Source organism: Sporosarcina sp. P7, from assembly GCF_002743425.1.
GTDB lineage: Bacteria > Bacillota > Bacilli > Bacillales_A > Planococcaceae > Sporosarcina.
In genome coordinates, this window is the sequence record NZ_PDZF01000001.1 from 280,627 (window position 1) to 304,031 (window position 23,405).

Genomic DNA, 23,405 nt, shown 5'->3' on the forward strand with positions numbered 1-23,405 from the left:
AATATACTTGAAGGCTTTTTTTGATTAAAAAAGGCTAAAGGGGAGATGGATTTATGTCATTGCTCGAGAAACTACAAACAAATGTCCTAACGGCAGATGGTGCAATGGGGACGATTTTATATTCTTACGGAATTGATTACTGTTATGAAGAACTAAATATAGAAAAGCCTGAAATTATAGAGCAAATTCACCAAGACTACATCTCAGCTGGTGCAGATATAATCCAGACTAACACTTACAGTGCGAACGCAATCAAATTAGCTCGCTACGGCTTAGAAAGTCATGTCACGGATTTCAATAAAGCAGCCATTCAAATTGCCAAACGCGCAGCGGCGCCTGGGGGGCAATTTGTACTTGGAACAATAGGTGGCTTGCGAGGTATACGTAAAAGCGATGCGACATTAGATGAAATTGAAAAAGTCGTACTTGAACAAGCCAATGCATTATTAACAGGTGATCCTGATGGTCTCCTATTGGAGACGTATTATGACTTTGAAGAGTTATCATCGGTAGTTACAACATTAAAGAAAATTACGGATGTTCCATTGATTGCACAAGTTTCTATGCATGATCCCGGTGTATTACAGAACGGACTTTCATTAAACGATGCACTTCATCAGCTCGAGTCTCTTGGGGCAGATATCGTAGGCGTTAACTGTCGATTAGGTCCTTACCACACGATTCAAGCATTCGATAATGTGACATTACCAGAGAAAGCATTTTTATCCGCATATCCAAACGCCAGTCTATTAGATGTAGAAGATGGACGTATTGTTTATGAATCAGAGGCAGAATACTTTGGACGCGCTGCTGTATTACTTCGTGATCAAGGCGTTCGATTGATTGGAGGATGTTGCGGGACAACACCTAAGCATATTAAAGCGGCGAAAACACAGTTAGCGCGACTGACACCTATCACGGAAAAGGTCGTACAACCGGCGAAACCTATCGTGATTCATGAAGCGGATCCGGCAAAACATCAACCTCTTCACGAAAAAGCGAAAACAGAGCGTACGGTAATTGTAGAACTAGATACACCGCGCCACTTGGAAACAGAAGATTATATCAAAGGTGCAAATTTGTTATATGACGCGGGAGTTGACGCTATAACAATGGCAGATAATTCACTTGCTTCTCCACGCATCAGCAACATGGCGATGGGCTCGATCGTCAAGATGCAACATAATATCCGCCCGCTTGTACATTTAACGTGTCGCGATCACAATCTCATTGGCTTACAATCACATTTGATGGGGCTTGATGCATTAGGCATTCACGATATCCTAGCCGTGACAGGCGACCCGACAAAGGTTGGGGACTTCCCCGGTGCTACAAGCGTCTACGATGTATCTAGCATGGAGTTATTGCAGTTAATTAAGAAATTGAATGAAGGGATTTCATTCTCCGGTAAGCCATTGCGCAAGAAAGCCAGCTTCTCTATTTCAGCAGCTTTCAATCCGAACGTCCGCGTCATCGATCGTGCTGTACAACGGCTCGAGAAGAAGATTGAAGCGGGTGCAGACTATTTCATCACTCAGCCAGTTTACACGAAAGAAAAGATTATCGATGTATATGAAGCAACAAAACACCTGGATACACCGATCTTTATTGGGATCATGCCATTGACGAATATACGAAATGCAGAGTTCCTGCATCATGAAGTACCGGGTATCAAGCTTTCAGAAGATGTGTTAGAAAGAATGCGGGAATGCGGAGATGACCGTGAAAAATCAACTGAAACAGGGCTTGAAATTGCAAAAGAATTGATAGATACAGCGGCTCAGTATTTTAATGGACTGTATCTCATCACACCATTCCTGCGTTACGATATGACATTAGAGTTGTATGAATATATTAAGAAAATAGACCAGCAGAAGGAGAGGGAATTAACACATGCAGAGACATCCTATTGAAGAACAACTAGATAAAAGAATCCTTATCATTGATGGTGCGATGGGGACGATGCTGCAAGCGGAAGATTTCTCAACGGAAGACTTCGGCGGAGAAGAATACGATGGATGTAATGAATACATGAGTGTGTTACGCCCTGACGTTTTGGAGAAAATTCACGATGAGTATTTAGAAGCCGGTGCTGATATCATTTGTACGAATACATTTGGCGGTACTCCCCTTGTATTGAATGAATTTTCACTTGGTCATCGTGCAGATGAAATTAATGCGAAGTCTGTAGAAATCGCGAAAAAGAGTGCAGCGAAGTTTTCTACACCAGAATGGCCACGTTTTGTCGCGGGGGCGATCGGGCCCACGACAAAGACACTTTCGGTAACGGGCGGTATCACGTTCGATGAACTATCTAATGATTTCTATGTACAGGCAAGAGCGCTTGTAGAAGCAGGCAGTGATTTGATACTGATGGAAACAAGTCAGGATATGCTGAATGTGAAAGCTGGAACAATTGGTATTAAGAAGGCGTTTGAAGAGCTTGGACGCGAAATTCCTATCATGATTTCAGGTACGATCGAACCGATGGGTACGACGCTTGCTGGACAAAGTATAGAAGCATTCTATATTTCTATTGAACACGTCCATCCACTTTCGGTCGGTTTAAACTGTGCGACAGGCCCTGAATTCATGACTGACCATTTGCGTTCATTGTCCGAATTGGCGACAAGCTACGTAACCTGTTATCCAAATGCCGGATTGCCGGATGAAGAAGGACATTATCATGAATCTCCTGAATCATTATCGAAAAAACTGGAAGGCTTCGCTGAAAAAGGTTGGTTGAACATGGTTGGCGGTTGCTGCGGTACAACGCCTGATCACATTCGCGCAATTCGTGAGGTAGTTAAAGATAAGGCTCCACGCAAGATGCCAGAAAATCCCCATGGTCATGCCATTTCAGGGATTGAGCCTTTGCTCTACGACGATACATTACGTCCATTATTAATCGGGGAACGTACAAACGTTATCGGTTCACGTAAATTCAAACAACTAATTGTAGAGGAAAAGTTTGAGGAAGCTGCAGAAATCGCACGTGCACAAGTAAAACGTGGTGCGCATGTATTGGATATTTGTCTTGCGAACCCTGACCGTGATGAATTGTACGATATGACTCGCTTCATGAAAGAAGTCGTAAAAAAAGTCAAAGTTCCTCTCGTCATCGACTCTACTGATGAAAACGTCATTGCAGAGGCCTTGAAATTCTCGCAGGGCAAAGCAATCATCAACTCTATTAACTTAGAAGATGGTGAAGAACGCTTTGATGCCGTACTTCCTTTAGTAAAAAAATATGGAGCAGCCGTAGTTGTAGGAACGATTGATGAAATCGGAATGGCGGTAACGAGAGAACGTAAGCTAGAAGTTGCGTTGCGTTCTTATGATTTACTCGTTAATAAATGGGAGATCCCACCGGAAGATATTATTTTTGATCCACTCGTCTTCCCTGTTGGTACAGGTGATGCACAATACATTGGATCGGCAGTAGAAACAATTGAAGGAATTCGATTAATCAAAGAAAAACTTCCGCGCACTTTAACGACTCTCGGTGTCAGCAACGTATCCTTCGGGTTGCCCCCTGTTGGCCGTGAAGTGTTGAATGCTGTGTACTTGTATCACTGTACACAAGCAGGTCTGGATTATGCGATTGTAAATACAGAAAAACTTGAGCGCTTTGCTTCGATTCCAGAAGCAGAAATCAAACTGGCGAACGATTTACTATTTACCACAACAGATGAAACATTAGCAGAGTTTACGGACTTTTATCGTGGTAAGAAAAAAGAGAAATCAGAAGACGATATTCCGAAAACCGTGCCTGATCGTCTTGCGTATTATGTGGTGGAAGGTACAAAAGAAGGCTTAATTCCTGACCTGGAAACGGCTTTACAGACATACGACGCACCACTTGATATCATCAATGGTCCTTTGATGAAAGGAATGGCTGAAGTTGGGCGTCTATTCAATGACAACCAGCTGATCGTAGCGGAAGTTCTTCAAAGTGCTGAAGTCATGAAAGCTTCTGTTTCCTACCTTGAACAGTTTATGGAAAAGAAAGAAGACGATAGCGGTAAAGGCAAGATCATTCTGGCGACAGTAAAAGGTGACGTACATGATATCGGAAAAAACCTCGTGGAAATCATCTTAAGTAATAACGGATTTAAAGTCATAGATATCGGTATTAAAGTTACTCCAGCTGCATTAATTGAAGTGATTCGTAAAGAAAAACCAGACATCGTAGGACTATCTGGACTTCTCGTAAAGTCTGCACAGCAAATGGTGTTGACAGCACAGGACTTTAAGGCGGCAGGAATCGACACGCCAGTAATGGTAGGTGGAGCCGCATTAACAAGGCGCTTTACTGAAACTAAAATCGCACCTGAGTATGATGGCCCGGTTATTTTTGCAAAAGATGCGATGCAAGGTCTTGACTTAGCAAACCGTCTACAAAGTAATGACAAAGGAGCGTTACTCGAAGAATTAGCAGACAGTATCGAAAAACGCGAAACCAATGATGCGATTAAAGCAAGTCGAGGCACGTCAGCAGTTGCAGTGAAGCCACGTCCTGTGAAAACGGTACGCACCGATGTTCCTGTATTCACACCAACCGATTTACGTAGACGGGTCGTAAAAGATTACTCGGTTGCTCACTTACATCCTTACGTAAATATGCGTACACTTATTGGCCACCACTTAGGTCTACGAGGAAATGTCGATAAAATGCTTGAAAGAAAAGAAGAACGCGCAGTACAACTTCATGAAATGGTAACGGAGTTCTTAAAGTCCGACAAGATGAAAGCTTCCGGCATTTACCAGTTCTTCCCTGCCCAGGCAGACGGGGATGACGTAATCATTTATGATCCGGAAGATTCAAAAACTGAAATTGAACGATTTACGTTCCCGCGTCAAGAAAAAGATCCTTTCCTATGCTTGGCTGATTACTTGAAAACAGTGCAAAGTGGTGAAATGGACTATGTTGCATTCATGCAAGTGACTGCTGGTAAAGGGGTCCGTGATTATGCAAACAAACTGAAGGAAGAAGGGAAATTCCTTGAAAGCCATGCGTTCCAAGCAACTGCATTGGAATTAGCAGAAGGCTTCGCTGAACGGATTCACCAAGAAATTCGTGACCAATGGGGATTCCCTGACCCAACAGACTTTACAATGCTCGAACGTTTCGCAGCCAAATACCAAGGTCAACGATTCTCATTCGGCTACCCAGCTTGTCCAAATCTAGAAGATCAAGCTAAACTCTTCCGCCTCATCAAACCGGAAGACCACGGCGTCGTGCTAACCGAAGAATTCATGATGGAACCAGAAGCATCCGTATCAGCCATCGTCTTCGCCCATCCCGACGCAAGATACTTTAACGCATAAACCTAATGCTGAAAGCGCCGTTTAGACTCGACAGGCGTTGGAGGAAATACCATAAAGGCGCTCTTTGCCTTTTTGGTAGTTCCGAAACATTCCGAGAGTCTGGCGCTTGAGGAAATAAAACAATCCGCCATCTCTGAAATACTAGAGATGGCGGATTCTTCATATTAAAAAATGATCAGCGGCATCTTCTACGGCGGTGACAACCTTCGCCACCCCACATACCTCCAGATCCTGGTCCATATCCTGGCCCTCTTCCTGGCATGATAGTAGAGCCCATAACGTTTTCAGTAGTTTCTGTATAGTAGTGCTGTGGCACACCGACTACGTGGTGTCGATTCACATTCACGATCGGATGAATAAATGGCATTTCCTGTTTAGTGAAGCAATCGTTAAAGCGATATTGTGGCGGGCAAAAAACAGGTTGAAAACCTTGCTGACCATGCATTCCTTGATGATGCTGATGGTGTTGATGGTGTCCCCATCCCTGGTGACCATGTCCGCCTGACATTCCACAATGTCCTTGATTCATTTCTCCACCTCCTTATACCTTATTACATGCGAGCTAAGTAATTTGTTACGGGCTACCGCCATAGTATAGTGAAAAATAAATAGCAATGACCTTTATCAATAGAGATAAAGGTCATTGCTATTTTGTTAATAAGCTATTTATAACTCACAGCTTCTAGGTGTAGAAGGCTTCTCATAACCTAGACTACTTTCTATTGATTCCAGTTTCCTCACAATAAACTTACACTCATTTAATGCGCCATGGACCGGAGCACCTTCGTCTACCATATTCTCAGAACGTAAAAAGTCAGAGTCACGACGCAACTCCAGCTCAGCTGGATGGATGTATTGACGTTCCATACTTTTTCACTCCTTCTTTTATATGATATGATGCACAAGACAAAGCGAGCCTTATCATCTTCTATTATATACTGAAATCTAAACTATTCACACTATTCCGCCTATTATTCGTGAGTGAAGTTAAAGCTATGTGGGTATACTATGATATCACCTATTTTTGAAGGAGCGAGTAAATATGAAACGAGATAGAATTATACTATTTGATGGCGAATGTAACTTCTGTGATGCAAGTGTCCAATTTATCATTAAACGTGACCCGTACAAACACTTTTCATTCGCTTCGTTACAAGACGACGTAGGTAGAAAACTTCGTAAAGACTACCAAATTTCTGATGACGTAGATAGCTTAGTATTGATTGAAAACGGTAAAGCCTATACAAAGTCAGGCGCAGCTTTACGTATCGCCAAAAAACTGGATGGTTTATGGCACTTGGCATTTCTATTCGTTGTCATCCCGCCAGCAATCCGCGACATCGTCTATGATTATATTGCAAAAAACCGATATAAATGGTTCGGTAAGAAGGAGTTATCTTGCATGTTGCCTTCGCCTGAGGATCGCCAACGTTTTATGGCATGATTACTTTACCCTTGATAAAAACTGAATACAGTAAATAAAAAACTGAAAGCAAGGTCCCATGTTTTGAGAGTTGCTTTCAGTCCTAGCCTTCCTATTCTTCGGAAGGCTTTCTTATGAAGTTAATTCCTTATACTCCTCGTCGGTGAAAGCACGAGATCTGGTTAAGAAACGTTTTCCTTCCACTCCTTCAAGCGAAAACATCCCTCCACGTCCGTCGACTACGTCAATAATCAGTTGTGTGTGCTTCCAGTACTCAAACTGGCTTTTCATCATATAGAATGGCATGCCGCCAATATGTCCAAGCAAGATATCTTGATTACCTATAATCAAATCTCCATCTTCGTAACACATCGGAGAAGATCCATCACAGCAACCGCCAGACTGGTGAAACATCAAAGGGCCGTGCTTATCTTTTAACAATTCTATAAGAGCCAACGCTTTTTCTGTTGCGACTACTCGATCTGGCATAGGAATTCCTCCATTCACTTCGGATCCTCCAGATAGATTCAATCAAAAGAATCCTAGTTTACTTTCATCGTAGCTAACTAGCATGTTCTTCGTCTGCTGATAATGTGCCAGCATTTGCAAGTGGTTTTCACGTCCGATTCCCGATGCTTTGTAGCCACCAAATGCAGCGTGTGCCGGATACGCATGATAGCAGTTCGTCCATACACGTCCTGCCTGAATACCACGACCGAAACGATACGCTGTATTCATATCGCGTGTCCATACACCTGAACCTAGTCCATATAATGTGTCATTTGCAATTTCCAGTGCTTCTTCTTTATCTTTGAATGTCGTAACCGCTACTACAGGACCAAAGATTTCTTCTTGGAAAATCCGCATTTTATTATGTCCTTTAAATACAGTCGGCTGCACATAATAACCCTCTGCAAGATCACCTTCGAGTTTATTTTGCTCACCGCCCGTCAGACATTCCGCGCCTTCTTGTTTTCCAATATCCAAGTAAGATAGAATTTTCTCTAGTTGTTCAGTGGATGCCTGAGCACCCATCATGACCGTCGGATCCAATGGATTTCCTATTTTGATCGCTTTAACACGCTCAAGTGCGCGTTCCATGAACTTGTCATAAATGGATTCCTGAATCAACGCACGGGACGGACATGTACAGACCTCACCTTGGTTCAATGCAAACATAACAAAACCTTCAACCGCCTTATCAAGGAATGCATCGTCTTGCGCCATGACATCTTCAAAGAATATATTCGGAGATTTCCCGCCCAGTTCCAATGTAACCGGAATCAAGTTTTGAGAAGCGTACTGCATAATTAGACGACCTGTTGTCGTCTCCCCCGTAAAGGCAACTTTATTGATGCGCGGATTGGATGCTAGTGGTTTTCCTGCTTCCAGCCCGAAACCGTTGACTACATTCAGAACACCTGCTGGTAGTAAGTCCTCGATTAATTCAACCAATACTAAAATAGACGCAGGTGTTTGCTCAGCCGGTTTTAACACGATACAGTTTCCTGCAGCCAATGCCGGAGCAAGTTTCCATACCGCCATCAGAATCGGGAAGTTCCAAGGAATAATTTGCCCCACGACACCTAACGGCTCATGGAAATGGTAGGCTACTGTATCGTTATCAATTTGACTGACCCCGCCTTCTTGCGCACGAATTGCAGAAGCAAAGTATCTAAAATGATCCACTGCAAGCGGAAGATCAGCATTCAATGTTTCACGGACAGCTTTTCCGTTATCCCACGTTTCAGCTACAGCTAGCATTTCCAAGTTCTCTTCAATACGATCTGCTATCTTCAGCAAAATATTCGAACGTTCAGTGACCGATGTTTTTCCCCATGCATCTTTTGCTGCATGAGCTGCATCTAGAGCCAGTTCAATGTCTTCTTCTGTAGATCTGGCTACTTGGGTAAATACCTTACCTGTAACTGGCGTGGAATTATCAAAATACTGGCCTTTTACTGGTGCTATCCACTTGCCACCGATGAAATTATCATAGCGTTCTTTGAACTGAACCTTTGAACCTTGTGTATTCGGATTTGCATAAACTAGATTTTCTGAAGCTTGTACCATACTGCGTCACACTCCCTGTTCTCATTATTTTGCTTGTATCCCAGCGCAATCGTTATGCACACAAAGCTATTATACGAAACATAGTTTCACATTATGCCTGATGTGTACGCTTTTATAAGCTATCTATTATTTTAAACTATTTAGTAAGCGCTTTCAACAAAATGCTATTATAAAACAATGAAGAGGATTTTGAATTTCCAAGCCTACAGGTAAAACACAAAAGAAATAAGTGAAAAATTAGAGAAGTGGAAAAATATGAGCTAGACGGTAGAGTTGAATTGATAGAAGAATTAATTGGAAAGTTGAACGTCCGAGTCAGAAAGCTTAATTCGGAACGGAGGAGTTTTCAAGAAACGATCATCTAGTAAAGCATAGTTAAATGAACCGCCACAACTCACTATGGATTGCGGCGGTTCATTGTCAATTACACGTCATATAGCGCCAATAATTATCCCCTAGCACACCCGTCAAATACGCCAATCCTTCACTTTCAGTACGATGCACAGGGCGCCAGTTCTCGCCATCAAGCGATAAATAAATTTCATGATGAGGTGCATCATTGTGATAGCCTACCAGATCTAAGTTACCTTGCTGATCCAAATGAGCTTTCACTTCATAGTGAATAGAGGGTGAAGCGGTTAATGGATTGCCTACATCATGAGTAATTGTAAAATAAACTTCTTTCGATTTCTCCTCCAACCGATCGATTTCTATACCCTCTACAGAAGCATGGGCATGGCGCTTATACCGCTTCAAAGTATTTAAGCCAATTGACGGCCCAGTTGCTTTCGTAAACCGCAGATTGCTGTCTCCTCCGATAAATTCTCCTTCTATATCTACACGCGTGCGGAAGCTTTTTCCTTCAGGGTTGAAGTCCCGATCGTCTCCTGTAAAGTATGGAATCGGCGAAAAAAGATTCGGATTTTTTATAATATCTTCCTTTAAAAAAGTCGTGTAGCGGAACTTCCATTGCTTCACTTCATTTAACTTTTTCCTGTCAGCCACTGGAATGAGTAATCGATCCCGTTGCTTTACTCGCACGGAAAATGTATAGACTTCTTCTGTTGGTTTATTATTAGGATCCGGAGGCATAATCACTTCATACACTTTTGATGCGATTGATTTACTGACATTCATTTTCTGATTGCTATCAATTAATGGGCGTGTTGCCACGACACTATATACTACCGCCTCAGAAGAACTTGTCTCGCGATCAATAAAACGATTATCCGTAATTGTCTCGATGTATTGTCCATTCCGGAAAACATCAAACTTCTCTACATCCTTAATCCACTCCCATGACAGAGCAATTTGTGATGGGGCGGCAATCGTTGTGATCACCAAGCGTTGTAAAGGATGTTCATCTTCCTGTACTTCTGTCAGAGGTGATGTCTGGATAACAATTACATCTCGAACCCGTCCTTCCTCCACTCGTTCCACTGTATATTGAAAAGGATATGACGGATCTAGCTCCCCATCCGTAAACTTTGGAGCCGTTCCTTCATATACTTGTCGGTCATTTTTATAGACACGATAATAACCACCTGTGTCACTCCACGTGAATGATATATCATCCAATGAATGATTCATCTGTTGAATTTCGAATAATTTCTCCATTTGCGATCTGCTCCCTTTTATCTATTTCATCTGAAACAGTTATACGCCTTCAGATAATTATGTAACATTCAGCATATCGTTATACCTTTTCATCTATGCACAATCACTCATTTCCAATTACTTTGATCCTATAATGCCAGTATTATTTTAACCTTTTTCATGTATATGATATAATCAGCCTGTCTAATACATAGCCACCACTAGGGGCGCCTTTTATTGGCTGAGATGCAATTACGCAAACCCTTTGAACCTGATCTAGTACATACTAGCGGAGGAAAGTGGGTAGTTTTCATACCCAACCGCCCACCTATGCATGGGCTTTTTGTATATATACCTTTTTAAGGAGGAAAAGAAACATGCAGCTTATTCAAGAACTTCGTCAAAAGCAACCGCTCGTTCATTGCATGACAAACTTTGTAGTCGCGAATTTCCAGGCAAATGGGTTACTTGCAATAGGCGCTTCTCCCGTTATGGCGGATGCAGTGGAGGAGGCAGAAGACATTGCAAAAATTGCCGCTTGCAGTATTTTAAATATTGGTACATTGAAGCAACAAACAGTAGACGCAATGATTTTGGCGGGAAAAAGTGCCCGCGCAGCAGGAAAACCTGTAGTACTAGATCCAGTTGGTGCAGGTGCTACGGCTTTTCGTAAAGCTAGCGTTCTAAAAGTGCTGGACGAGGTAGATATCACACTGATCCGCTGTAATACAGGGGAACTTGCTGCGATTGCAGATGTTCCATGGGCCGCTAAGGGTGTTGACGCAGGAGAAGGTTCTGCCGACATCGTTAGTATAGCGAAAAAGACTGCCCTTAAGTACAACTGTCTCGTGGCGGTTTCAGGCGAAGTCGATTTAGTCACGGACGGCCATTCCACATTATCCATTACGGGCGGCCACCCGATGATGACCACCATAACCGGCACGGGTTGTTTACTCAGTTCTGTCACGGGTGCATTTCTCTCCGTAGGAATGGAACATCCCTTGGAAGCCGTAGCAGATGCACTTTCATTTTATAAACGGGCTGGTGAACAAACTGCAAAAGTTTCACGTGGTCCTGGCGACTTTGCTGTAAACTTCTTAAATACCTTATATACATTGGATAACGAACGGAAAACAATTTCAGTATACTAGACAGGAGGTTTTTCGATTGACAGTACAAGTAGCATTGACCATTGCGGGTTCAGATAGCGGAGGAGGCGCAGGAATTCAGGCCGACTTAAAGACGTTTCAGGAGCTAGGTGTATACGGCACTTCTGCCATAACTGCAGTGACTGCTCAGAACACACACGGTGTTCACAGTGTTTATCCAATACAGACAGATGGAGTAATAGCACAAATTCGTGCAGTACTTGATGATTTTGATGTAAAAGCATGTAAAACTGGGATGCTGTTTTCGGCGGAAATCATTACTGAAGTAGCTGCGCTATTAAAGGAATACCCTCCGTTTCCTTTAGTCATTGACCCTGTCATGATTGCAAAGGGAGGACAGGCTTTATTGCAGCAACAGGCGATTGAAGCATTAAAAGAGCATTTACTACCGCTAGCTACCATTGTCACTCCAAATATTCCTGAAGCGGAAGTGCTAACCGGAATGAAAATACGAACAGACGAAGACATTCGGCAAGCTGCAGCCGCTTTTATCAAAATGGGAGCAAGAGCCGTCGTTATGAAAGGCGGTCACCGCAATGATGTACTGGATGCAAAGGATTATTACGCGGACGAAGAAGGGCAGTCATTCACTGTAACAACACCTTGGATTCAAACCAAAGATACACACGGGACCGGATGCACATTCGCAGCGGCTTTGACGAGTTTTCTGGCTAAGGGCTATTCTTTGACGGATGCAGTTGCCGAAGCGAAGCAATTCATACAGGCCGCGATTGAAAATGGCCTGAAGATTGGTTCAGGGCACGGACCAACCAATCACTGGGCATACAGTGAACTGAAAAAGGAGATGCACTGATGTCAAACATGGAAGTGAGGAAAGCATTAGGCTTATATTTTGTAATGGGTACACCAAACGCTCAGAGTCAGGATCCGTTAGCAATAGTAGAAGCGGCTCTTCGCGGTGGTGTCACATGTTTTCAGTTGCGTGAAAAGGGATCTAATGCGCTTGAAGGCGAGGCTTTGCTCGGATTCGCTAGAAAGTGTCAGGCACTTTGCAGATTGTATCGTGTTCCTTTCATCATTAATGACGATGTGGATTTGGCATTGGCCATTAATGCAGACGGGGTTCATGTAGGACAAGATGATGAACAGGCAGACAGCGTGCGTCAGCGAATTGGTCCGGATAAGTGGCTTGGAGTTTCAACTCACAATGCACATGAGGTACAAATTGCACAATCAATCGGGGCGAATTATGTAGGTCTGGGTCCGATCTATCCGACGTCAACCAAACTCGATGCTTCGGCAGTTGTAGGTACCACTCTAGTAGAAGAAATCCATACTGCGTTCCCTGATATGCCGATCGTCGCTATAGGCGGCATTACACTGGCTACTACAGGCTCTGTTATTCAAGCCGGGGCAGACGGTATAGCTGTGGTCTCCGCTATCGCTTCGGCTAAAGATCCGCAGTATGCAGCAAGCGATTTATCAAACACCATACACTCTTTGTTGGCATGAATAGGGATCGTATGAATACACGGAAAATGATTTTCATGACAATGTTTGTCGCAATTGCAGTTGCCGGCTCTGCATTCGTTTCATTCCCTGCTGGTATCGCCAGAGCGTATCCCATACAGCATACTGTAAATGTTATAGTGGCGATCGTAATGGGTCCGGGGGCCGCTGTCGTGGTAGCGTTTATGACAGGACTCGTACGTATACTGACAGGGACAGGTTCGCTGCTCGCATTTCCTGGCGGGATGATCGGGGCGTTTTTAGCTGGCGTATTATACCGGCGTTTCAAAAAGAATTGGAGTGCAGGCATCGGGGAGATTATCGGTACCGGTTTGATAGCACCATTGTTTGCAGTGCCTTATGCCAAAATCCTGATGGGCACGACCGTAACCGCTTTATTTTTCCTACCCCCTTTTCTTGTATCGACGGTGAGTGGGACAATTATCGGTCTATTATTAGCTCCAAGACTCTTGAAATTAAAGATTTTTAGAGATTTGCAGTAAGACCATGATGTAGGACAAAATGGTGGGCAAGCGTAATGAGGACAAACTTGTGTCCGGGAACGTTGATCAACGATGTCTCCTAGCTTCCAAATCATCTATTCTAAAAAGTAAGATCCGCAGAGAATAGTCCCTGCGGATCTTTTGTCGATTTCCCGGGAAATAGGGTGTATTATTTCCTCGTATAATGATAATAACTCTTCATTTCGTCCACAGGCACCATATTTCCGCCCGTTCCCCATACAAGGTGCGTTGCGTTTTTGGAGTCTGCTAACGGTAATGTAGACTTAATAACTTGTACAGGTCCTGTCATACCAGCAAGTGCTGAAGGTTCTAGCCAGATGTCTTCACTATCCGCCAGCTCTTTAAGAAGCGTAAATAATGTCTGATCTTCTACCGTATAGCATCCTGTGAGGAATGGTTCCATCGTTTTTCCTACAAATGCAGAAGCTGTACCGACTGCTAAACCATCAGCCGCAGTTTTATTGTCCAAGCCAAAATCTGCAACCGAGACTTGGTCGTGCATTCCTGTCATCATACCAATCATCATGCACGGTGAGTGTGTCGGTTCAGCAAAGAAGCAATGCACATGATCACCTAAAGCCAATTTTAATCCGAATGCCACACCGCCTGGTCCCCCGCCTACGCCGCAAGGTAAATAGACGAATAGAGGGTGCGCTTCATCGACAGTAATATTCTGCTCTTTCAATTGTGCCGCAACACGTTCCCCTGCCACTGCATATCCCATGAATAAATCCGTAGAGTTTTCATCATCCACAAAATGACAAGACGGATCAGCCTCTGCCTGACGCCGGCCTTCTTCTACTGCTTTACTGTAATCATCGATATACTCCACCACCTGAACGCCTTTGGAGCGCAGTAAATCCTTTTTCCACTGTTTGGCATCGGCTGACATATGCACCGTGACATTGAAGCCAAGCTTTGCACTCATAATACCAATACTCAATCCCAAATTCCCTGTCGAGCCTACAGCAATTTTGTGCTTCGCAAACAACTCTCGGAATCTCGGCGTATCGAATTGGCTGTAGTCTTTTGTAGAATCTAGCAATTGACTATATACCGCAAGCGTCTCTGCATGCTTCAAAACTTCATAAATACCACCACGAGCCTTGATTGAACCTGAGATCGGCAACGCATTATCCTGTTTTAATAAAAGCTTTCCCGGAATATGGATAGCATACGCTTTTTCGAGTTCTTGCTTCATCTTTGGAATTGGGGTTAATGGGGATTCAATAATACCTTTATCCGTATCTGGAAAGACTTTCGCCAAATAGGGAGCGAATCTCTCCAGACGTTCGCTGGCGTCCACTATATCAACTTTTGATAAACGTGTCTTCAACAGGCCAGCTGCTACCAATTCGACAGAAGGATTTTTCCATAACACTTCCTTCTGCTCCATCACGCTTCGTAATAAGGGTAGCTTTACAAGCCATTCACTTTGCGTAATCTTATTCACTTATCACTCACTCCCTCGTTATGAATGTACGTCCGTGTAGATTTCACTCGAACCAGCCTTTTTCATTGAATAACGTAATCGCTTCAATACGATTACGAACTCCAAGTTTATCCAGTATGGTGGAGACATAATTACGGACAGTTCCGGGTGATAAAAACAGTTCAGCCGCAATCTGTTTCGTAGTTTTCCCTTCCGATACCAACTTAAGTACTTGAACTTCCCGCTCAGTCAATGGATTCTTCTCTTCTTCTTTCATATCAAATGCCATATCAATTAATTCAGGCGCATAAATTCGGCGCCCTTCTATAATAGAATGAATCGATTTAACCAACTCTTCAATGGGATTATCTTTCAGCAAATATCCACGAACTCCTGCATTCCGCGCTCGTTCGAAATAACCTGCCCTAGCAAACGTCGTGAGAATAATAATTTGGCATTCCATATCTTGTAGTTCTTCCGCAGCATCCAAGCCGGTTTTAATCGGCATTTCAATATCCATTATACAAATATCTGGCTGAAGACTTTTCACCAAGTCTACAGCCTCCTGACCATTTTTAGCCTTGCCTACTACTTCCATATCTTCTTCCAGGTTCAACAACGACCCTAGTGCACCGAGCAGCATTCCTTGGTCTTCTGCAATTACAATGCGGATCATACGTTACTCCTCCTTTATTTGCTTTAAGACAGCAGGTACCATAATTGTTAGTTGAGTCCCTTTGTCACCTTTAATCGACATTTTACCGTTGACGAACTCCAATCGTTCCTTCATGCCATCAAGCCCATTTCCTGGTAAATTCACGCCATTTTGCGCGATACTAATCCCATTATCGTTTATTCCAATTACAAATGCCTTTTCTGTCTGTTTAAATATAATACAACATTGTTTTGCATAGCTGTGTCTTACTACATTATTGATTGCTTCTTTGAGACACATTACAAGTACGTTTTCAACAATAGGCGACACGTCGGGGAAATTGGGATTACCTTCTATATCCACTTCGATTTCAGCCGCCTTCAGCATTTGTTGGACGCGCACCAGTTCATCTTTAAGCTTCACACGTCGCATACCACTAACAAGATCTCGTACTTCTTTTAATGCCGTACTAGAAATTTGACGTATATCTTGAATTTCTGCTTTTGCCGACTCGATATCCCGATCCATCAATCGAGAAGCTAGGTCACTCTTTAAACCAATCATAGATAACTTTTGTCCAAGTGTATCATGGAGATCCCGTGCAATACGCTCACGCTCTTGAATGATCATCAGTTCTGATATCCGTTCCCTTGCAATTTCCAACTGATCTTGAAGTAAGTCTCGTTTTTGACGATTGTACAAATTAAATGGCAGTAATACTACTCCGATAACCGTGATAATAACAAAGTGTATTTGTGGTAAAAATAATTCGATTTCAAGAAAGAACCCCGCAACGATTGCGGCGATTAAAATCGCAATATGTAATCCGTAAATAACAAAAAAGCCGACTGGTCTTCTGATATGCCCAATAGAGAAAGCAATAAACAGTGACAGATAAACATAGCCAAATAACAATGTCATCACGACCGTAATAACAATTTCAAAACTGATCCACATATACATAAGACCACTTTTTGACTTAGCGGAAAAATAATATGACAGGAAAAATAACACTAATAATATGATACCTATTGTTAAATTAAATGGAGATGCACTTCGTAAAATAAAAAAGAAAGGCAATATACAAAACACAACCCAAGCATAAATACTGAGCCATGGGCTTTTTGGGAAAATACTATACCAACTATACATTTGTTCTCATCACCGTCCTTTCCTTCCATTGTAACAAACATTGACTACACTAGCTCTTTAGAGATATGCGGACAAAATAAAAAGGCGGAGAAGGATTGCTCCTTCTCCTGCCATTTTATGATAAGCGTGTACGTTTTGGTTTTAAATCAATCGACAACTTATCTTTTAGTGAATACCGTTTTGCTTCTTTAAATGTGATAAATTTTTTATTATTTGGATCATACAAGCGGTAACGTAATGATTCCAAACTTGTTTTCAATGTAATCGTTGTAGCTTTTTGCAACGGCGGAGTTAATTCGTGCGCCATTTCCAAGTTATAGTTCGGTACACGTGGTGCCAAGTGGTGTACGTGGTGGAATCCAATATTGCCTGTTGCCCACTGAAGAGCACGTGGCAATTGATAGTATGAACTTCCTTCAACTGCTGCTTTCACATAATCCCAGTCAGATTCCTCTTCAAAATAAGAATCTTCAAATGTATGTTGAATGTAAAACAACCAAATACCAAGAGCACCAGCTGTGAACATCATAGTACCTTGAATTAGCAAGAATGCTTTCCAGCCAACCGCTACGATTAATACTGTATATACTGCAATTAAAATGATGTTGATTAAATACGTATTCAAGCGCTCTTTCTTACGCGCGTCTTTACGGTTAAAACGACCTGAGATTAGCACCAAATATAAAGGTCCAAATCCAAACAAGACAATAGGGTTACGGTAAACACGATAGCTGAAACGCTCGAACTTCGAAGCATTTTTGTACTCTTCAACAGTCATGACCCAGATATCTCCAACACCCCGTTTATCTAAGTTTGAACTAGATGCGTGGTGAATCGAGTGCTCTCTTTTCCATTTTTCGTATGGGAATAATGTCAAGACGCCAGTGATTGTTCCAACAACATTATTCGCTTTCTTATTGCGGAAGAATGAACCGTGCGTGCAGTCATGGAAGATGATGAATGTGCGAACTACAAAGAACGCTGCAACGATTGCCAACGCAATCGTTAATGTGACAGATACACTTAAGCTTTGGTAAGCCAGGAACCATAATATAAATATTGGTGGAATTGTATTGATCATCTGAACGATACTCTTTTTCAAATCAGACTTCGCAAAAGGTGCGACGTCTTTGTGCAGTTGCTTCGTTTGTTCTTTACTCATGTTTGAATTTCCCTCCTATTGGGTTTGCTAGTACATTAAGAATAACTTGTATACAGCAGGAGAGGTAGACTTAGATGTCATGACTTTGAGATGACAAATGTCATATGTTTTGAGACAGGCCCAACCATACACGATACATGAGTTAGATCATTATATAACTTTGTGTTGGGTGCTAAAGTTAGATAGTATCCGCTTTTTTGACCTTCCGACATTTATCCCCACGTATTTCTACATTTCGCTGTACATTTTTTTTATAATCGTTCACAATATACAACAATAGAAAGGAATGTATACCGTGCGTGAATTATCACTTCGTTTATTATCCGTTTGGATTATTTGTATTCTATTTACCGGATTTTTCGCTTATATTGCACGATCGATTCATTTGCAAACGATCTCGAGTTTTGATGAACCTATAATAGACTTTGTACAAAGTGCAGAATCCAAGGGACTAACATCTTTGATGAAACTATTTACTACCATTGGTTCCACAACATCGGTTGCTCTACTAGCCATACTGACACTTAGCGTTCTTTTATGGAAGAAACACCGTGCCCAAGCAGTACTATTTGCTATAGCACTAGCTGGGACTGGCATTCTTAATCAAGTACTCAAATTCATCTTCAAACGGGAACGCCCTAACTTTCATCGTCTGATCGACATTGGCGGGTATAGCTTTCCTAGTGGACATACGATGATGGCATTCAGCCTCTATACAATACTCGCTTATATCGTATGGAGAAATCTAAAGACTGCAGGAAGCCGAATTGCTATTACGATTCTTGCGGTTTTTATGATTATGATGATTGCAGTCAGTAGAATCTATTTAGGCGTTCATTTCCCAAGTGATATTGTCGGCGGCGCGCTCGCCAGTTCAGTGTTTTTATTTGGAGTTATTTTAATCTACCAGAGATTTCAACGTCAAAAATAGGGTGAAATCACGATGTAATACAGGGCTATCATAATAAAGAAAGTGGTTATGTGTATGTGGAAGGATTTTAAGGCATTCGCATTTAAAGGAAATATTTTTGATTTGGCAATCGGTGTCGTAATTGGTGCAGCTTTCGGAACAATCGTTTCTTCTTTAGTTGAAAATATTATGACACCACTCATCGGGATTTTATTAGGTGGTCTGGACTTTTCTTCATTGAGCTATACAATTGGCGATGCTAAAATTAAATATGGTCTATTTATTCAATCTATCATTGACTTCTTGATTGTAGCAGGTTCCATTTTCGTCTTCTTACGAGTACTTATGAAGTTGAAAATGAAGCCGGCAGAGATAGTTGAAGAAGAACCGGAAGAAAAACCATTAGATATAAAAGAAGAATTACTTACTGAAATTCGTGATTTATTAAAGAGCGAACGATAAAATAGCGAACACTCGCTCAATTGGTCGTACAGCCGCCACAGTTGTCTTACAAAGTCCATTGCAACGCGTCTGTCAAGGTGTTACAATTATAGGCAGGATACTGATCAAAGGAGTGGATATTCATGTGGTTCGTCTATATCATGTATGCATTGTTTGCATTTATTCTGGGTGGAACAGTACTTGGACTAGTCCGTACGTTTAGCAGTAATAACTAATACAACATAACAGCAGTGAATGAGTGGGCTCTGGCCTTTTCATCCACTGCTGTTTTTATATACACTAAAATCAACTCTTTCTATTCCAGCGTATAAATCGTTTAGTACACTTTGAAAAAAATAACAAGTTGATTACCTTAAATAAAAAGCGCAAGGCAGAAACGAGAAATCCGTCTCACCTCACGCTACTATTAATATTTCATCAATCTCCGCTGTTTACGAAGTTCACGTCGTGCAGGGGCTGTATCAAAAAGGCGCTTTTCTAACTCTGTTTCAGGATACACTTCTGCCACTGGTATCGGACAATTTGTGTCATCTACCGCAACCATCGTACAGAATGACTCCGTCGTCAACTTCACTTCACCTGTAACTAAGTTTTTGGAATGAACGGAAATAAACACTTCCATAGATGTGCGACCAACGGAAGTAACCACCGCTTCCAGTTCAATGACATCGCCAAGCAAGGCTGGCGAAACGAAATCGACCGAGTCGATCGAGGCCGTGACGGCAGCTCTAGTACCCGCGTGTTTCATAGCTGAAATAGCTGCGATCTCGTCTATATAGGAAAGGACTTTCCCTCCAAAAATTGATTCAATATGGTTCGTGTCCGGCGGTAGGACCAGCTTACTTTGGATCGTTCTTGACTCGCTCATAGGTTTTCGTTCCGACATTGCGACATCTCCCTTTTTAGTACGCTCTTTTCAGTATACATAAAAGAAGGGAGTGAACGCCAATACTTGCTTGATGTATTGCATAGACGATCAGATAATTCTACGCACACTACACACATTTTTAGCATATGCGGATTTTCTCAGTTCGATTTGTTCAATTAATTTTCCAGTTGAAGGTGCGTGTAGTATTTTCCCGTTGCCCACATACATCGCTACATGATGAATACGCTGCTCTTCATTCTTGAAAAAGATTAAATCACCTTTCTGCCAATCTGCAGTGTCGAGCGAGATCGGTCTGCCTTCTTCTGCCTGATCCACTGCATCACGCGGCAAACAAATTCCACATGCTTCCCATATAGTACGGATGAATCCTGAACAATCAAAGCCCCAGGCGGATAACCCCCCCCATAAATAGGGTAAACCAATGAAGCGTCTTCCTATAGTAAGCAGACGGTGAATAGATTCTTCCCCCACACGCTCGACATCAGATGCATTTAACAGTTTCCATCCATGCGGGGTCCAGACGCGGATCTTCTTGCCACGTCTTTCTGCAATAGGAAAAATGGTATTGAAAGAAACACGTAAAAAGAATGTACCTGATTCATCAAACAAAGCTGCCTTTGGGTTAGTCACTCTGACAAACTCTTCCGTCTGTATTCGTTTCTTCATGGAAAGTTGAACTAGCGGCACCCAGCCAGGATAGCCTCGCGGATCTTTGCGGGTCGGCTGGGAGCTAGCAATTATACGCGCCCAGTCACCAACCACTTCTTCAACAATCACAGATTCACCGTATAATAACTGCGTTTGAATTTGATTATTGTCACTTAGCGCTAAACGTTCTTCATAAGATAACTGGGAAAGCCATCTATCGATTTGCACAGGGTGATTTAAAGCAGGGAGATCGGCCACACGAGGAGAATCGGGATCGGTCCATACTGTTGCAACACTTACCGCGCACATCCATTTCTCATTCACATGCATGCTCCTTCACCCATTGCATCATCCGTTTCGAATCAAAACCTAGTCCTGACTCCTTACTAAATTCCATATGCGATCCGTGATAGCGCACGCCACCCGCAGAAAATTCTCCTGCCAATAATAGCGGGGCGTCTAAATCCACTCGCGTTATATTTGGTTGACTCGCTGCTATGTGGGCAGCTGCCGTCACGCCAATTGCTGTCTCCATCATACTTCCGACCATACACTCTATCCCATTTACTTCAGCTAATGCATTGATTTTCAAGGCTTCTCGGATTCCCCCCGACTTCATCAATTTGATATTCAGCACATCCACTGCGCGCATCCCCAGCAACTTTTTTGCATCTTTTGCTGAAAATAATGATTCATCTGCCATGATTGGCGTGCTTGTCTGTCTTGTCACGTCTCTCAAGCCTTCTACATCATATGCGGCAACTGGCTGTTCTATTAATTCCAAATCAACTCCGTCATCTTCCAACTGGCGAATAAGGCGTATAGCTTCTTTTGGTTTCCAGCCTTGATTGGCATCGAGGCGAATCGTGATACCTTGGCCGACGGTTTGACGAATAGCATGAATCCTTTCTCTTTCCTGTTGGAAATTACCTGTACCGACTTTCACTTTTAACGTATCGAAACCCTTGGCAACATGTTCTGCTGCTTCCTTGGCCATCTCAGTAGGTTTTCCGACACTGACCGTGAAATCTGTTTTTAGGCTTTGATGGTAGCCACCTAACATTTGTACTAAAGGTAAACCGCAAAGCTGCCCGAATAAATCATGTACCGCCATGTCAACTGCAGCCTTTGCACTCGTATTCCCTATAATCGCTTGTTGTATTCTTTCATATAATACTTCACGCTGTATGATATCTTGGCCAATCAATAGGGGTGCAAACACCTCGTCAATAACATAACGAATGCTGCCGATGGAATCACCGGTTATGACATGCGTTGGCACCGCTTCCCCCCAGCCGATTAGGCCGTCGTCAGTTGTTATTTTGATGATGACCGATTGCACGGCATGAACAGTTCGCAATGCCGTAACAAACGGTTTACGTAATAGAGATGACACGAGGAGTGTTTCCACCGTGCGAATTTGCAATTACTCCACTCCCGGTAAGATAGTTAGCGTCTTGCTATTTGCATCCAAACGTCCTTTCACGCCAAATGGAATTGCGATATTCGGTTCACAATGACCAATACGGAATCCTTTTACAACAGGCTGATCAAATTTTCCGAAGTAATGTTCAAACACTTCATCCATTGTGAGTGAATCATTTGGCTTGCTCGGTGTCGCTTTAGCGAAATCACCTATCACGATACCTGCTGCTTCTCGAAGCTTACCTGCTAGACGTAATTGATTGAGTAGACGATCCACTTTATAAGGCTCTTCACCGATATCCTCAATTACAAGCAATCGATTATTCGTCTTAATCTCAAACTCACTACCTAGACTGTTGACTAGTTGCGTCAAATTACCACCGACCACTTCACCTTCCGCAACGCCACCTACAAGTGTTTCAAGTGGCGAGATTGCTTCGGAATAATGAATTTCTACTGGCGTAAATAATTGCCCGAACATTTTGCCCGACATCTCATGAAACTCATCTTGTGCGACACATGATGCAAGCATCGGTCCATGGAATGTAACGAGTCCAGCTCCTTGACGAATCGCGGTATGTAGATACGTAATATCACTGAACCCCCAAAACACTTTCGGATGGTCGTGGATTAAATCAAGATCCAGTTGCTCTGCGTAGCGTGCCGAGCCGTAACCACCACCTGCGCAAAGAATTCCCTTCACTTCAGGATCTTTAAACATCTCGTGCAAGTCAGCGAGCCGTTCCTCATCAGCCCCTGCCAAATAACCATTTTTCTTATACACAGATTGTCCTATCTTATAGCGCAGACCCAATTGCTCCAAAAATTGAAATGAACGCTCCAATACTTCACGTTCTACGGGACTAGCAGGTGCCACGATCCCAATTACATCACCCTGTACTAAATGTGCTGGACGAATCATTCTACTCATCACCCTTTCTACGTCCTACTTTATCATATTCAAGAAACTCCATCGTCATCACGAGATTTCGAATACAATGGAAATAGATTGTGGGTAATTTTTAAGTTATCCCCTTTATGAACAAATAATCCCCGACTTTTGTGCATATTACCTATAAAGTTA

22 protein-coding genes and 1 riboswitch are annotated in these 23,405 nt (G+C 42.6%); of the genes, 9 read left to right on the forward strand and 13 right to left on the reverse strand.

The window, feature by feature from the left end; translation table 11 throughout:
• Window positions 1–53: 53 nt before the first annotated feature.
• Both CSV60_RS01560 and metH read left to right on the forward strand, forming a co-directional pair.
• Window positions 54–1,913, forward strand: a complete 1,860-nt coding sequence (locus tag CSV60_RS01560; protein WP_099630508.1) for a bifunctional homocysteine S-methyltransferase/methylenetetrahydrofolate reductase — start codon at window positions 54–56, stop codon at window positions 1,911–1,913.
• Window positions 1,894–5,331 (forward strand): methionine synthase, encoded by a 3,438-nt coding sequence (metH, locus tag CSV60_RS01565; protein WP_099635789.1) that lies wholly within the window; start codon window positions 1,894–1,896, stop codon window positions 5,329–5,331. The genes CSV60_RS01560 and metH overlap by 20 nt, the downstream gene beginning before the upstream one ends.
• Before the next feature lie 175 nt (window positions 5,332–5,506).
• Here metH and CSV60_RS15930 read toward each other — a convergent pair whose 3' ends face one another.
• Both CSV60_RS15930 and CSV60_RS01575 read right to left on the reverse strand, forming a co-directional pair.
• On the reverse strand, window positions 5,507–5,860 hold the full coding sequence (locus CSV60_RS15930; RefSeq protein WP_199175224.1) for a hypothetical protein: 354 nt from the start codon (window positions 5,858–5,860) through the stop codon (window positions 5,507–5,509).
• Between the two features lie 137 nt (window positions 5,861–5,997).
• A complete protein-coding gene (locus CSV60_RS01575; protein ID WP_099635790.1) occupies window positions 5,998–6,198 on the reverse strand; it encodes a hypothetical protein in 201 nt (66 codons plus the stop codon).
• A 175-nt stretch (window positions 6,199–6,373) separates the two neighbouring features.
• Between CSV60_RS01575 and CSV60_RS01580 the strand changes: the two genes are divergently transcribed.
• On the forward strand, window positions 6,374–6,775 hold the full coding sequence (locus CSV60_RS01580; RefSeq protein WP_099635791.1) for a thiol-disulfide oxidoreductase DCC family protein: 402 nt from the start codon (window positions 6,374–6,376) through the stop codon (window positions 6,773–6,775).
• A gap of 111 nt (window positions 6,776–6,886) precedes the next feature.
• Here CSV60_RS01580 and CSV60_RS01585 read toward each other — a convergent pair whose 3' ends face one another.
• From CSV60_RS01585 to CSV60_RS01595, 3 genes are all read right to left on the reverse strand, one after another.
• Entirely contained in the window at window positions 6,887–7,243 is a 357-nt protein-coding gene (locus tag CSV60_RS01585; RefSeq protein ID WP_099635900.1) for a DUF779 domain-containing protein, read from the reverse strand.
• Between the two features lie 42 nt (window positions 7,244–7,285).
• Window positions 7,286–8,827, reverse strand: a complete 1,542-nt coding sequence (gene adh / locus CSV60_RS01590; RefSeq protein ID WP_099635792.1) for an aldehyde dehydrogenase — start codon at window positions 8,825–8,827, stop codon at window positions 7,286–7,288.
• A 420-nt stretch (window positions 8,828–9,247) separates the two neighbouring features.
• A complete protein-coding gene (locus tag CSV60_RS01595; RefSeq protein ID WP_099635793.1) occupies window positions 9,248–10,444 on the reverse strand; it encodes a DUF3238 domain-containing protein in 1,197 nt (398 codons plus the stop codon).
• A gap of 192 nt (window positions 10,445–10,636) precedes the next feature.
• A riboswitch (TPP riboswitch) is annotated at window positions 10,637–10,738 on the forward strand.
• 62 nt (window positions 10,739–10,800) lie between these two features.
• Here CSV60_RS01595 and thiM point away from each other — a divergent pair.
• From thiM to thiW, 4 genes are read left to right on the forward strand one after another with little or no spacing between them, the layout of a single operon-like run.
• Window positions 10,801–11,574, forward strand: coding sequence for a hydroxyethylthiazole kinase (gene thiM, locus CSV60_RS01600; protein WP_099635794.1), 774 nt, complete (start codon window positions 10,801–10,803; stop codon window positions 11,572–11,574).
• Window positions 11,575–11,590: 16 nt separating this feature from the next.
• A complete protein-coding gene (gene thiD, locus CSV60_RS01605) occupies window positions 11,591–12,406 on the forward strand; it encodes a bifunctional hydroxymethylpyrimidine kinase/phosphomethylpyrimidine kinase (RefSeq protein ID WP_099630501.1) in 816 nt (271 codons plus the stop codon).
• On the forward strand, window positions 12,406–13,065 hold the full coding sequence (thiE, locus tag CSV60_RS01610; RefSeq protein WP_099630500.1) for a thiamine phosphate synthase: 660 nt from the start codon (window positions 12,406–12,408) through the stop codon (window positions 13,063–13,065). Before thiD ends, thiE begins: the two co-directional genes overlap by 1 nt.
• 11 nt (window positions 13,066–13,076) lie before the next feature.
• Window positions 13,077–13,565, forward strand: a complete 489-nt coding sequence (gene thiW / locus CSV60_RS01615; RefSeq protein ID WP_099630499.1) for an energy coupling factor transporter S component ThiW — start codon at window positions 13,077–13,079, stop codon at window positions 13,563–13,565.
• Between the two features lie 169 nt (window positions 13,566–13,734).
• Here the strand turns inward: thiW and CSV60_RS01620 are convergent, their stop codons facing one another.
• The 4 genes from CSV60_RS01620 to desA all read right to left on the reverse strand — a co-directional run bounded on the left by CSV60_RS01620 (window position 13,735) and on the right by desA (window position 17,987).
• Window positions 13,735–15,039 (reverse strand): D-serine ammonia-lyase, encoded by a 1,305-nt coding sequence (locus CSV60_RS01620; protein ID WP_099635795.1) that lies wholly within the window; start codon window positions 15,037–15,039, stop codon window positions 13,735–13,737.
• Window positions 15,040–15,082: 43 nt separating this feature from the next.
• Window positions 15,083–15,694 (reverse strand): response regulator transcription factor, encoded by a 612-nt coding sequence (locus CSV60_RS01625; RefSeq protein WP_099635796.1) that lies wholly within the window; start codon window positions 15,692–15,694, stop codon window positions 15,083–15,085.
• 3 nt (window positions 15,695–15,697) lie between these two features.
• Window positions 15,698–16,825: a sensor histidine kinase gene (locus CSV60_RS01630; protein WP_099630496.1), complete on the reverse strand. Its 1,128-nt coding sequence runs from the start codon at window positions 16,823–16,825 to the stop codon at window positions 15,698–15,700.
• Window positions 16,826–16,940: 115 nt separating this feature from the next.
• Window positions 16,941–17,987: a Delta(5) desaturase DesA gene (gene desA / locus CSV60_RS01635; protein WP_099630495.1), complete on the reverse strand. Its 1,047-nt coding sequence runs from the start codon at window positions 17,985–17,987 to the stop codon at window positions 16,941–16,943.
• Between the two features lie 295 nt (window positions 17,988–18,282).
• On the opposite strand from desA, the gene CSV60_RS01640 reads away from it, so the two are divergent.
• Window positions 18,283–18,918 carry a phosphatase PAP2 family protein gene (locus CSV60_RS01640; protein ID WP_158233143.1) on the forward strand — a complete coding sequence of 212 codons (636 nt, stop codon included), beginning with the start codon at window positions 18,283–18,285 and terminating at the stop codon, window positions 18,916–18,918.
• A gap of 54 nt (window positions 18,919–18,972) precedes the next feature.
• A complete protein-coding gene (gene mscL, locus CSV60_RS01645) occupies window positions 18,973–19,359 on the forward strand; it encodes a large conductance mechanosensitive channel protein MscL (RefSeq protein WP_099630493.1) in 387 nt (128 codons plus the stop codon).
• Between the two features lie 406 nt (window positions 19,360–19,765).
• Here the strand turns inward: mscL and CSV60_RS01650 are convergent, their stop codons facing one another.
• The 4 genes from CSV60_RS01650 to CSV60_RS01665 all read right to left on the reverse strand — a co-directional run bounded on the left by CSV60_RS01650 (window position 19,766) and on the right by CSV60_RS01665 (window position 23,252).
• Complete coding sequence (locus tag CSV60_RS01650; RefSeq protein WP_099630492.1) at window positions 19,766–20,245, reverse strand: acyl-CoA thioesterase; 480 nt, start codon at window positions 20,243–20,245, stop codon at window positions 19,766–19,768.
• 90 nt (window positions 20,246–20,335) lie between these two features.
• Complete coding sequence (locus CSV60_RS01655; protein ID WP_158233144.1) at window positions 20,336–21,220, reverse strand: C40 family peptidase; 885 nt, start codon at window positions 21,218–21,220, stop codon at window positions 20,336–20,338.
• The gene (locus CSV60_RS01660) at window positions 21,213–22,322 is read right to left on the reverse strand and encodes a mandelate racemase/muconate lactonizing enzyme family protein (RefSeq protein ID WP_099635799.1); all 1,110 of its coding nucleotides are present in this window, start codon (window positions 22,320–22,322) and stop codon (window positions 21,213–21,215) included. Before CSV60_RS01660 ends, CSV60_RS01655 begins: the two co-directional genes overlap by 8 nt.
• A complete protein-coding gene (locus CSV60_RS01665) occupies window positions 22,323–23,252 on the reverse strand; it encodes a S66 peptidase family protein (protein ID WP_099635800.1) in 930 nt (309 codons plus the stop codon). It lies immediately after the preceding gene.
• Window positions 23,253–23,405: the final 153 nt, after the last annotated feature.

Excerpts from the sequence above, each read along its gene's own strand:
- CSV60_RS01560 (WP_099630508.1), top strand. The coding sequence starts at position 54 with ATGTCATTGCTCGAGAAACTACAAACAAATGTCCTAACGGCAGATGGT.
- metH (WP_099635789.1), top strand. The coding sequence starts at position 1,894 with ATGCAGAGACATCCTATTGAAGAACAACTAGATAAAAGAATCCTTATC.
- CSV60_RS15930 (WP_199175224.1), bottom strand. The coding sequence starts at position 5,860 with ATGAATCAAGGACATTGTGGAATGTCAGGCGGACATGGTCACCAGGGA.
- CSV60_RS01575 (WP_099635790.1), bottom strand. The coding sequence starts at position 6,198 with ATGGAACGTCAATACATCCATCCAGCTGAGCTGGAGTTGCGTCGTGAC.
- CSV60_RS01580 (WP_099635791.1), top strand. The coding sequence starts at position 6,374 with ATGAAACGAGATAGAATTATACTATTTGATGGCGAATGTAACTTCTGT.
- CSV60_RS01585 (WP_099635900.1), bottom strand. The coding sequence starts at position 7,243 with ATGCCAGATCGAGTAGTCGCAACAGAAAAAGCGTTGGCTCTTATAGAA.
- adh (WP_099635792.1), bottom strand. The coding sequence starts at position 8,827 with ATGGTACAAGCTTCAGAAAATCTAGTTTATGCAAATCCGAATACACAA.
- CSV60_RS01595 (WP_099635793.1), bottom strand. The coding sequence starts at position 10,444 with ATGGAGAAATTATTCGAAATTCAACAGATGAATCATTCATTGGATGAT.
- thiM (WP_099635794.1), top strand. The coding sequence starts at position 10,801 with ATGCAGCTTATTCAAGAACTTCGTCAAAAGCAACCGCTCGTTCATTGC.
- thiE (WP_099630500.1), top strand. The coding sequence starts at position 12,406 with ATGTCAAACATGGAAGTGAGGAAAGCATTAGGCTTATATTTTGTAATG.
- thiW (WP_099630499.1), top strand. The coding sequence starts at position 13,077 with ATGAATACACGGAAAATGATTTTCATGACAATGTTTGTCGCAATTGCA.
- CSV60_RS01625 (WP_099635796.1), bottom strand. The coding sequence starts at position 15,694 with ATGATCCGCATTGTAATTGCAGAAGACCAAGGAATGCTGCTCGGTGCA.
- CSV60_RS01630 (WP_099630496.1), bottom strand. The coding sequence starts at position 16,825 with ATGTATAGTTGGTATAGTATTTTCCCAAAAAGCCCATGGCTCAGTATT.
- desA (WP_099630495.1), bottom strand. The coding sequence starts at position 17,987 with ATGAGTAAAGAACAAACGAAGCAACTGCACAAAGACGTCGCACCTTTT.
- mscL (WP_099630493.1), top strand. The coding sequence starts at position 18,973 with ATGTGGAAGGATTTTAAGGCATTCGCATTTAAAGGAAATATTTTTGAT.
- CSV60_RS01650 (WP_099630492.1), bottom strand. The coding sequence starts at position 20,245 with ATGTCGGAACGAAAACCTATGAGCGAGTCAAGAACGATCCAAAGTAAG.
- CSV60_RS01665 (WP_099635800.1), bottom strand. The coding sequence starts at position 23,252 with ATGAGTAGAATGATTCGTCCAGCACATTTAGTACAGGGTGATGTAATT.